The following is a 10,314-nucleotide window of genomic DNA, read 5'->3' as shown; positions in this document are numbered from 1 at the left end:
TCAAGCGACCAGCGATGTCATGAAAAATATGGCATGAGATCAAAATTAAATTTCACTTATTGGTGTCCAAAATATTGACTTAAATCCATAAGTAATAAATTACTTATGATAAAGGAGGAAGTTAAAATGGATCAATTGTTACTTGTCTTTGTTACTGTAGCCGAAAAAGAAAACTTCACACGTGCCGCAGAAGAACTACATATGACGCAACCTGCAGTTAGTCAATACATCCAAAACCTCGAACAAACACTCGGGACGAGACTTTTGGAACGAACTAACAAATATGTACGATTAAATAAAGCAGGGGAAATTGTATATCATCATGCAAAAAAAATACTGGGACTCTATACACATATGCAATATTTAGTAGATGATGTAATGAATAAGCCGAGTGGGGATTTACGGATAGGAGCGAGCTACACTTATGGTGAATATATTCTTCCTCATATCATTGCACATATACATGAAAAGTATCCATTGATCAGGCCCACTATTACGATAGCCAACACAAAAGAAATTGAAGAATTGGTAGCTAGTCATCAATTAGATGTTGGAATTGTAGAAGGTGAGTTTAAACATGAGGATCTGTATATGGAACCATTTGCCGAAGATTTTATGTTCATCATTGTTTCTGCCAATCATCGTTATGCCAATCAAAAAGACGTAAAGCTATCACAATTAAGGGAAGAAACGTGGATTGTACGAGAAGTAGGTTCTGGAACACGAGAAGCTGTAGAAAACTTGTTCTCAAAATTTGAATTTCATCCCCATAACATCATGGAGTTTGGCAGCACTCAAATTATTAAAGAATCAGTAGAAGCAGGATTAGGAATTACCTTACTATCGTATTGGGCGATTAGAAAAGAACTCTCTCTTGGTACATTAAAAATACTTAAATTAAATGGCACTCCCTTCTCACGTAAATTTTTCTTAATTACACAGGCTACACAGTTTAAAACGAAGGCTACAGAGATTTTCTTGGATATTTTACGTAAGAATGAGATCTTATCAACTTTAAATAGCGTTCTCCCTAAATGATCATTTCTACCTTTAAAAGATAGCTCTGTCCCCCGCTCTCCCCCCATTTCCTCCTATCCTTACTCCTCCGAATCCGTCCTACAATAGGTATAAGGAGTATTCCTCCAGTCGTGAGAGTTTGTTTGATCACATACTCATTTCGACATTGGGAGGCAATCGTCATTCTTGTTGGAATTTTTAGCACAACAAGCATAATAGGCACTAAAAGAAACGCGCCTGCCGCCCCAACAATTCCTGAACCAATATAATGGACCCATAAAACTAGACACAAAATGAGGAGCTGTTAAAGTAGGTTTATGAGAAAAAGTTATACGCCTGAATTTAAAACTCAAGTCGTGCTAGAGGTCTTAAAAGAAGAAAAAACGATGAACGAAATTGCTTCTGCTCATGGAATCCATGTGAATCAAATTCGCCAATGGAGAAATGCTTTTCTTGAACAGATGCCAAAAGTCTTTGAAAAAGGCAACAAAAAAGTTGAAAAATTGAAAGCCGAGTATGAACAGACCATTGAAAGTCTCTATGCGGAAGTCGGCCGCCTAACCACGCAGTTGTCGTGGCTTAAAAAAAATCTGGAATTAAGGAGTAGAGCAGAACGAGTTGAAATGGTCGACTGGGATGACGAAGCAAAACTGCCAATTTCCATCCAGGCCGATCTTTTGAGCCTGAACCGTTCAAGCCTGTACTACAAGCCAGTCGGGCCGTCTCCTGAAGAATTGTTTATCAAACATCGGATTGATGAAATCTACACCAAACATCCCTATTACGGCTCCAGGCGCATTGTTGCTTTACTGAATGCCGAAGGTTTGGTCATCAACCGAAAGGCTGTACAGCGCCACATAGGCCCTGGGCTATAAGACTCCTGCCTCCGTTTATGGCCTTTAAGTGATTCATCCTTCGGGTAGAGGATACTTCTCCGGGGGTGTTGTGTCAAGGGTTCGGCAAAGCCCTCGCTACACTCGCCCTTGACACAACACCCCCGGAGAAGGAAAAATAAAGCAGGATGAATCACTCCAAAAAATGTGAACTGTCCACTAACTGCCTCCAATGAGCATCCTCACGCTCTATTAGTCAGTATCTGTTTTTCAGATTCTGCCCCACCTTAAAAATTTTAAATTTGTGTCTTGACGATGGGGTCCACCTTAAACTTTTCTATCTTTCCGCATAGTTAAGCGATGAAAAAAGATAGAAAAGATAATAAAACAGATGTAATTGACATAGCAATTAATGGACGTAAAGCTTTTGTTCGTAAATCGCTAAGACTAATATTCAATCCAAGGCCGACCATTGCTGATGTCAAAATAAATGATGTGAAATAAGAAATGCTGTTTAATGCACTTTTTGAAATAGGAATGGATTTCCCGAGAACGTAGCTACCAAACAAACTCATAAGAATAAAGCCAATCAAAAACCAAGGAAACTCCACTTTTGTATCTTCGGATCCCCGACCAGCATTTTTCCGGCTCATCCAATACATCAATATAAAACTGAGCGGTACTAGCAAAAGAACTCTTCCTAACTTTGCCAACAAGGCAATAGCTAACGCATCTTGTCCTGCCGGAGCGCCAGCTAAAGCGACGTGCGCAATTTCGTGCAAACTAATTCCACTCCAAATTCCGTAATGCAAATCTGAACCGGGCAAAAATGGCCGAATAATCGTATAAGTTATAGAAAAAATAGTGCCAACAAGCGCGATAATCCCTGCAGATATGGCTGTATCATCATCTTTAGCTTTTAAAATCGGAGAAACAGCAGCAATAGCGGCCGCTCCGCATACACCTGTTCCAATTCCGAGCAATAATGTTAAGGATGAATTGGCTTTTAATAATTTTCCAAGCCCAACCGTCACAAAAATAGAAAAAACAATGACAGCAACATCACGGACGAGAAGACCTAATCCTTGATGGATCACGACATCAATATTAAGCTTTAAGCCAAATAGGATAATGGCAAATCTTAATAAACGTTTCGCAGAAAATTGAATGCCGGACCGAATCAATTCTGGATATCCGAAAATTTGCCGATACACGACTGCGATCAAAATCGCGCATGCGAGAGGCCCTAAATGATCAAGCCCTGGTATTGCCGCTAGCGCAAATCCAATTGCCGCAATCGCAAAAGTAAAGGCAACACCACCTAGCCAAAGTCCCTTAGAACTTCCGCGGGGAGAAGGCATTTTTAAAGAACTTACGTTTTCATTCACCATAGATGTTACACCTCTTTTTTACTAAGCTGTAGTCCGAAAAGAAGAACTAGTACAAAATTATTTTTTATAAGCGACCTCCTTAAGAATACCTTGATTTCTTTAATAAGTGAAATAATGATTTTTAATAAGGATAATAAGTAAAACATATGGTAAAAGCGCAAATCATTTTATGAAATCGGTTTTTTGACTACTAAAACAGGGATGTGCGTGCGATTTAATACGCCGAGAGTGACGCTTCCTAATAGAGCCCGTTTAATAAACCCTCTTCCGTGGCTGCCCATTATAATTAAATCAGCGTCCTCTTCTTTAGCCACTTTACAAATGGTTGTACTTGGATGGCCTATTTTATGCATAAACTGGACGCGTTCTTTCCAAGCGGCAAACAGCTGATTTTCTACCTCTTCCTTTATTTGATTCGCAACGGTTTCCTCATATCTTTCTACTGCATCCGGCACTAAATCGTAGGCATAATTTTCCTTTGCCGTCACATATAAAACAATTAATTTAGCTTCAGGCCAAATTTTCAAAAAACTTTTTGTTGTTTCTGCTGCATATCTCGAGTAATTAGACCCATCCGTTGCATACAAAATTTTCTTCATTTTACCACCTCTCCATCTTAAAATATTAGTCAAATACAGTGGAATCACTCTATTCAACCTTTCTACGTAACTAGTTTAATACAGCTTTTCATATTATAAAAATAAGAGATAACAATTATGATGATAAGCAAATTTATATAGCATGTAGCTCATGAACTTGAAAAGATACTTTTTCGTTTCGGAAGCGACGAAGATTTCCTTGTCGCAAGCGAAAATTATCCTGCTTAATCTGCGGAAAGTTAGCGCGTCTATTCGAAGTTGGCGCTTTCAGTGTTACAAAATTTTGACGTTGCGGCATAAGGCATCATGGATTTGTTCTTGGATTTCATGAACGGTGTATTGGAGGTAGTGGAGAAGAAACGAAGGAAGGACCGTTACGGTTCGTTAGCAGTTGTTCTGGAGCGCGCTTGTCCAACCTAATAAACTCTTTCGTTTAAATTGCTTCGGCCAGCAGATAAAACGTAAGCTTTAAAAGTGCCGGTAATGTGGCTCTACCTTCTGGAAACCTTTAGACAGTGTTGATGATAAGCGTAAGATGACCAAAAGGATCGTTTAAGCCATCGAACAAGAATCAACGCAAGACCTTTGTGTAGGTTGCAGAAAGCGTTGGTGTAGACAGAAAAATCTTTAAAGACGATGTTCTGCGCAAGGAACGTGAATATAATTTTGAAACTCCTGGGTGGCTTGGGATAGAAGAAATACACATCATCCGAAGACCACGTCTTATACTAACCAATGTTGAAAAACACACTATTTATGACATTCAACAGAATCTCAATAAAGAGACAGTTGTTCAGCGATTATCAGAAATCAGTGATAAACACTACATCGAGTACATCACGATAGAAATGTGGCAACCATACAAAGATGCGGTCAAAACAGTACACGCAAAACTATCGTTGATAAGCTTCATGTAGTCCAAATGACTGATCAGGGCATTAGACAACGTTAGAAAAGCTTTACGAGCTAATATGACCGCTCTCAGGTATTTGTCGGACCATTTCGTCTCAAACTGTTGAAACATCTGTAACGCGAACTTCTTATCGGCGCACGGTAAATCAGTTTAAAATCCTCTGCTATTTCAAATTGATCTTTTTTTTCGAACACGATGTAAGGTATTCCGTACTTTATGAACACACAACGCTGTACATCGGCTTTTGGATAAAACGGCTTAAAGTCTTCCTCTAATCCCGGAAGACCACCGAATACACCGAGAAGGACTTCCTATAATCCTCTCTTGTAAAGATTGCGGAGAATCTCCTGCCACCCATTTTACAAACTGACGAAGAGTGTTTTCCACCTGTGTCTTCCATTTCTCAAGCACTTCTTCAGGAGTCATTTCCTTGATTTGTGAAGGAAATGGAAAACTTTTTAAGGTACAAAGGGCCGCTTTGCCTTCCCAGTCTTTAAATACGTCAAAAAACTCCGGAAAGTAGCGCTGAATAACGTTTTGAATACGGCCATCTGTGATCATAAGCTGTTTAACGAGCTGATCTCTTAATTTGGCGCCTTCTCTCAGTTCGGCATAAATGCCGTCCTCCCTGGATATCAATTAAGGGTCCATTTTTGCTTTTCAAGCTCTGGACACCTCGTATCATACCAGGGGGGCTCTTTTTTGTGCAAACCTCAAATTTCCTTCATTACAGGAATGCTCCTCTTATGTTAACAAATGCCGAATAGTGATGAGAGGTTCACTATCCGGCATTCATCTAATTAAAACATTCTACCTCGATACAATCCTCAACATAAACCCATTCACATCATTCTCCGGCTCTTCAAAAACAATATCTGCATGGATGGCTTCAAAAAAATGGTTGAAAACGAAACGGCTGCATCCGATTGTTTTGGCAATAGGATTTCCTGTTTTTTTGTTGGGCAGATGCGGAATTTGTAGGCTTTGTTGATCAGCACGGTTTCCACCTCTTTCGGGAGGTAGAAGCGGCCAACAGTTCCTTCGGCTTGAAGAATGACGGCCATTCCCCCTCCCTTCTCTTGGCCGTCCTTCTCTGAAAAACGGTTCCCCCAACCAATCAGAACGAATGAAATCACAGTGCAATTCATATGTTTAGAAAAACGGGTTAAGGGGGGTTTCAGATGAAAACCGTACATTACTATGAAAATCAGCAACATATACTGAGCCAGCTGGTGAACAGGGTTCCAGTTTGCGGCCAGGATATCAGAATCAAAGGCAGAAATGGAAAAATAAAAGATATATTGGAAATCACAGAAAACGTTTATCGTGTGCAAGTTCAGTTCGAACCGGCTGCCAAAAAGCGGACCGTTACAGTTGACAACAAAAAGAAAAGGCGCTGATGCAAAAAACTTTCCTGCAGAAGGAAGGTTCTTTTTTATCCTAACACTTTTTCAAATTTTCTTAGCTTCTCGTCCGGGCCGAAAACAATGACAATATCATTTGCCAATAATGGCTCAAAAGGTTCAGGATTGTTGATAATTTTCTCGCCCCGTTTTAACGCCAGAACCGTCACCCCGTACATTTCACGGATCCGGGAATGTTTCAGGGACCGGCCGGATAACGGTGATTGCCCGCCGACAATGATTTCTTCAACACTGTAAAAGGCGTCCTCATTTTGCAGTACATTTTCAACCAGTTCAACGCTGACCGGACGGAGCACTGACATCGCAATACGATGGCCGCCAATGCTTGCCGTATTAATCACTTTATCGGCGCCCGCACTGTATAGTTTTCTCTCTGACTCGTGTTTTTCCGCGCGCGTAACGATCCATATATCCGGGTTCATTCCTTTTGCCGTCAGCGTAATAAATACATTGTCCGAATCTTTTGGGAGCGCCAGCACAAGGCAGTCAGCCCGTTTGATGCCGGCAGCAATCAGGACATCGTCATCTGTTGCATCCCCGGTAATATATAATAAATTTGAAGTGTTTTCCAGTTCCTGACTGTTTTTTTCAATGACGACGAGGAGCTTCCCTTCTTTTTCCAGCTGGCTGATCACTTGTTTTCCGACCCTGCCGTATCCGCATACAATGATATGTTGATGGAGCCTGTTGATTTTTGCATTCATCTTTCTCCTTTTCACCTCGCTCGTAAATTTCCCTTCAATTAAAGCGGCAGCAAATTGTGCCAGTATGTATGTAACCAGCCCGATCGCGATTGGGATAAGAATAAGCGTGAAAATTTTTCCTGTAAACGTAACCGGATACATATCCCCGTACCCAATTGTTAAGATGGACACAACTGTCAGCCAAAGCGCATTAAAAAAAGACAGGTGCTCCGTCCACTCGTAACCGGCAGTGCCGATGATGATCATCAAAATAAACATCAAACCGGCAATGAGAATTTTACGGATATTCATCCTTGTTCCTCCCGTTTGGACTTCCCTATTATTGCACACGATGTATCCATAAGCACGCAGTAAAATCATTTTTTGCTGAAGGATGGGGATGCCCTCATTTTTGTTCTTTTCAGCATTGTGGAGACAATGAAAAAGCCGCCTCGTCCATTGTTGGCCGGGCAGCTTTTTTGCTATTTTTAAAGATCGTTGAAATCACTTTATTGTAACGCATTATGCTGTCCGCGACGTAAGTGCCCGGGCGGAGACGATGCTCAACACCCTTCTTTTCTTCATGCCCTTTTACACCTTTCAGGTCAAGCCCGAATATACGATTTTCCGGTTTTTACCGATGCCATTGTATGCTGAATCGATTTTGCCGATTCGTGCAGCCAGGATGTTTCCTGTTCGTCGAGTTCAATTTCAAGTTGTTGTTCGATCCCGCCCCGGCCGATGACACTTGGTATGCTTAAAGCGACATCACCGTTATATCCGTACTGACCGTGCAAAGTGGCGGAAACCGGATAAATGCTTTTTTCATCCAGCATTACTGCTTTTGCCAATGTGACTGCAGCCTCAGCGACACCGGCATTGGTCCATCCTTTCCCATTCAGGACATCAAAAGCGGTTTTCACCACCTTTTGTCTGAACGTTTCTCTGTCCAACGGTTCTTTTCCTTTAAACACGCTATCCAGTTCTTTTTCGCGGAATCCCTGTACATTTAAACGGCTGAAAACCGGAAATGCGGTAAACCCATGCTCGCCCATCATATACCCCGTTACACTTTTCGGATCAATGCCGTAATTTTCGGCAACAATCTGGCGGAGGCGGGCCGAGTCAAGCATGGTGCCTGTTCCGAATATCCGCCCTTTCGGATAGCCAAATTCATTTTCAGCAATATAGACAATCGTATCAAGCGGATTTGTAATAAAAATGATGACAGCTTCTTTTGTATATTTCGTAATCCCTGCCATGACTTCCCGCACCACGGCGGCATTCGTCCTGGCAAGCCCTGACCGGTCCGGCATTTCGTCTTTTTCCGATGGAATTACGCTTGGCCCTGCTGCACAAATAATGACGTCCGCATCGGCGCATTCCGAGTAATCCCCTGCTTTCACGCTTGTGTTTGGCATATATGTAAGTGCTGTGGCATGCCTCCAATCGAGCGCTTCCCCGAATGCGACCCCTTCCTTTTTATCCAGTACAGCAATTTCCGAAAAAAGGCCCAGTTTCATCGCATTTGCAAGCACATAAGAACCGACATGCCCGACGCCTGCAACCACCAATTTCGTCTTTCTCACTGTTGTCTCCCCTCCTTGTTTTCTTTATTTTAACATTTAAAGTCATACTATTGCAGAGAAAATTTCGCAAACCGGAAATACTGCATAAAAAAAGCTGCCCGATCCGCAGTACGGTAGGCAGCTTAAGATGCATGATTATTTTTTAAAAATGGTTGAAATCACTTTATCGTAACTCATCGTGCTGTCCACGACATAAGTGCCCGGTCGGAGATGGTTCTCAATGCCCTTCTTTTCGACGTCTTTACTGAATTTAAATGCATCATCCACGATATTTGCTTTCTCAAGCAATCTGCCGACATCAATGCTGGTCATCCCATCCGTTACCTGGAATACAACCCGGTTGACGGTTTTGGTATTTGCAGATTTTTCGGCGGATGACTTCGCATCGGCCAGATCTTTGTCATATGCAGCCTTGGTTTGAACGACATATCCTGCTTGCTCCAGTTTGTCCTTCATCTGGCTGTTGGAGAGCTTTGCAGTTTCAGCCGTATTGGTTTTTTTCACCGTATTGTCCGCTGCTTTGCCTGTTCCGGAAAAATAAACGGCGCCTGTTACAGCCGTGGCGAGCAAAATCCCTGCGGCAAAGCTGCTCAATTTATTCATTCCCACCGGCAACCTTGCTCCTTTCGTTTTTCGCCGCCATAAACGGGGCCAAGATTTCCTCAATTTCGGCTTGCGTCACTTGTTTTTTTTCTGCAATGCTTTCAATAGAGTAGTTGCGTTTATATAAATCCAGCACTTCAAGCCTGAACTGTTTATCAAAGGCAGAAAGCTGGATGCCGGCTTCTTTTTCAAGAATTTCCATTTCCAGTTCAAGCGTCTGGATGCCGTCTTTCAGATGATTGATTTCATCCATAAGTGCCAAATGCACCGTTTCCAATTCCTGCTGTTCCTCTTTCGCACGGTTCCGCGTTTTAAAGATGGAAATGATCAGCAACACAACGGATACCGCAAATAAAATTGCTAATGTCCAGACCATCAAATATGTATCCCTCCTTCAAAAACTCTTCTTCCTGTTCTCTATTATTATACATGTCCGGCCCTTTATTTTCGATAAAAAGCAAGAATTTATGACAAAAGTTGCATTGAAAAACACCAACCGGGCCGGCGGCTGGTGCAGTGTTGTTTAATAATACGGCGCCATCATCAAGTAAACGATAACGCCGGTGAGGCTGACATAAAGCCAGATTGGCATCGCCCAGCGGACAATTTTTTTATGCTTTTTCACCTGCATCGTCCATCCCCACACAAGCGCGAACAAGGCAAGCGGAACAATGATGGCCGCGAGAAAACTGTGGGTAATGAGGATAAAGAAATAGATGGCCCGGATTGCCCCTTCCCCGCCGTATCTTGCCGTTTCAGGCGAAAGATAATGGAACGCCAAGTAAGAAAGCAAAAACAAAAACGTTGACGCGAAAGCAGCCAGAACAAATCCTCTGTGCACATTGATATTTTTCCGTTTAATGGCAATGAGCGCGCAGACCAGAAAAATAAACGTAAAGCTGTTAAAAACGGCGTTCAGCCTCGGCAAAATATAAATATCAAATCCTACTTTTCCCTTGTAACCGATGTTCGTAAAAAAGAGCAGTAAAATGATGATATTTGCTATAAGGGAAACGGTGATAATCAGCGCCGTAAAATTCTTATCACTTTTCGGTTGGTAAGATGGACTGTTCCCTTTATTCATGTTTTCAAGCACCCCGTCATTTTTATATTCTGTAACCATATGCTTCCATGATAGCATGAAGATTGGCAGACAAACAACAATAGCGAAGTTTTGTATGTGTCAAGTTTTTCTCGACAAGGTTTAAATATCGGGTATTCCAAGACACTCTTTTTGTACACTTTCGGCTACCGTGCTTCAC

Annotated in this window: 9 protein-coding genes and 4 pseudogenes; 3 read left to right on the top strand and 10 right to left on the bottom strand. The window is 41.8% G+C overall.

Annotated features, from left to right (window positions below; genetic code table 11):
* Nucleotides 1-126 precede the first annotated feature (126 nt).
* Nucleotides 127-1,038 carry a LysR family transcriptional regulator gene (locus tag IC21_RS14845; RefSeq protein ID WP_029143167.1) on the top strand — a complete coding sequence of 304 codons (912 nt, stop codon included), beginning with the start codon at nt 127-129 and terminating at the stop codon, nt 1,036-1,038.
* Nucleotides 1,039-1,334: 296 nt separating this feature from the next.
* Nucleotides 1,335-1,877, top strand: a pseudogene (locus IC21_RS16500) (transposase); the annotation flags it as partial.
* A 326-nt stretch (nt 1,878-2,203) separates the two neighbouring features.
* On the opposite strand, the gene IC21_RS14835 reads toward IC21_RS16500, so the two are convergent.
* Both IC21_RS14835 and IC21_RS14830 read right to left on the bottom strand, forming a co-directional pair.
* Nucleotides 2,204-3,241, bottom strand: a complete 1,038-nt coding sequence (locus IC21_RS14835) for a YeiH family protein (protein ID WP_029143168.1) — start codon at nt 3,239-3,241, stop codon at nt 2,204-2,206.
* 167 nt (nt 3,242-3,408) lie between these two features.
* Nucleotides 3,409-3,840, bottom strand: a complete 432-nt coding sequence (locus IC21_RS14830) for a universal stress protein (protein ID WP_029143150.1) — start codon at nt 3,838-3,840, stop codon at nt 3,409-3,411.
* A 623-nt stretch (nt 3,841-4,463) separates the two neighbouring features.
* Here IC21_RS14830 and IC21_RS16825 point away from each other — a divergent pair.
* Nucleotides 4,464-4,757 (top strand): transposase, encoded by a 294-nt coding sequence (locus tag IC21_RS16825; protein ID WP_142236809.1) that lies wholly within the window; start codon nt 4,464-4,466, stop codon nt 4,755-4,757.
* Here the strand turns inward: IC21_RS16825 and IC21_RS17755 are convergent.
* The 8 genes and pseudogenes from IC21_RS17755 to IC21_RS14790 all read right to left on the bottom strand — a co-directional run.
* Nucleotides 4,754-5,112 (bottom strand): annotated as a pseudogene (locus IC21_RS17755) (transposase); the annotation flags it as partial. The gene IC21_RS16825 and the pseudogene IC21_RS17755 overlap by 4 nt on opposite strands.
* Before the next feature lie 22 nt (nt 5,113-5,134).
* Nucleotides 5,135-5,377 (bottom strand): annotated as a pseudogene (locus IC21_RS16490) (IS110 family transposase); the annotation flags it as partial.
* Between the two features lie 270 nt (nt 5,378-5,647).
* Nucleotides 5,648-5,751 (bottom strand): annotated as a pseudogene (locus IC21_RS17730) (helix-turn-helix domain-containing protein); the annotation flags it as partial.
* 437 nt (nt 5,752-6,188) lie between these two features.
* A complete protein-coding gene (locus IC21_RS14810; RefSeq protein WP_029143047.1) occupies nt 6,189-7,172 on the bottom strand; it encodes a potassium channel family protein in 984 nt (327 codons plus the stop codon).
* 293 nt (nt 7,173-7,465) lie between these two features.
* Nucleotides 7,466-8,449, bottom strand: a complete 984-nt coding sequence (locus tag IC21_RS14805) for an L-lactate dehydrogenase (RefSeq protein ID WP_029143048.1) — start codon at nt 8,447-8,449, stop codon at nt 7,466-7,468.
* Between the two features lie 135 nt (nt 8,450-8,584).
* On the bottom strand, nt 8,585-9,052 hold the full coding sequence (locus tag IC21_RS14800) for an MltG/YceG/YrrL family protein (RefSeq protein ID WP_029713916.1): 468 nt from the start codon (nt 9,050-9,052) through the stop codon (nt 8,585-8,587).
* Entirely contained in the window at nt 9,045-9,428 is a 384-nt protein-coding gene (locus IC21_RS14795; RefSeq protein WP_029143050.1) for a hypothetical protein, read from the bottom strand. The genes IC21_RS14800 and IC21_RS14795 overlap by 8 nt, the downstream gene beginning before the upstream one ends.
* 147 nt (nt 9,429-9,575) lie before the next feature.
* A complete protein-coding gene (locus IC21_RS14790; protein WP_026104764.1) occupies nt 9,576-10,136 on the bottom strand; it encodes a DUF420 domain-containing protein in 561 nt (186 codons plus the stop codon).
* Between the last annotated feature and the right edge of the window lie 178 nt (nt 10,137-10,314).

The organism is Heyndrickxia coagulans DSM 1 = ATCC 7050, assembly GCF_000290615.1.
Taxonomy (GTDB): Bacteria; Bacillota; Bacilli; order Bacillales; family Bacillaceae_C; genus Weizmannia; species Weizmannia coagulans.
Note: the sequence above shows the minus strand (reverse complement) of the source record. Positions and strands in the feature narration are given on the sequence as shown.

Coding starts and splice junctions, on each gene's coding strand:
- IC21_RS14790 (WP_026104764.1), bottom strand. CDS start 10,136: ATGAATAAAGGGAACAGTCCATCTTACCAACCGAAAAGTGATAAGAAT.
- IC21_RS14830 (WP_029143150.1), bottom strand. CDS start 3,840: ATGAAGAAAATTTTGTATGCAACGGATGGGTCTAATTACTCGAGATAT.
- IC21_RS14795 (WP_029143050.1), bottom strand. CDS start 9,428: ATGGTCTGGACATTAGCAATTTTATTTGCGGTATCCGTTGTGTTGCTG.
- IC21_RS14845 (WP_029143167.1), top strand. CDS start 127: ATGGATCAATTGTTACTTGTCTTTGTTACTGTAGCCGAAAAAGAAAAC.
- IC21_RS14835 (WP_029143168.1), bottom strand. CDS start 3,241: ATGGTGAATGAAAACGTAAGTTCTTTAAAAATGCCTTCTCCCCGCGGA.
- IC21_RS14800 (WP_029713916.1), bottom strand. CDS start 9,052: ATGAATAAATTGAGCAGCTTTGCCGCAGGGATTTTGCTCGCCACGGCT.
- IC21_RS14810 (WP_029143047.1), bottom strand. CDS start 7,172: ATGAATATCCGTAAAATTCTCATTGCCGGTTTGATGTTTATTTTGATG.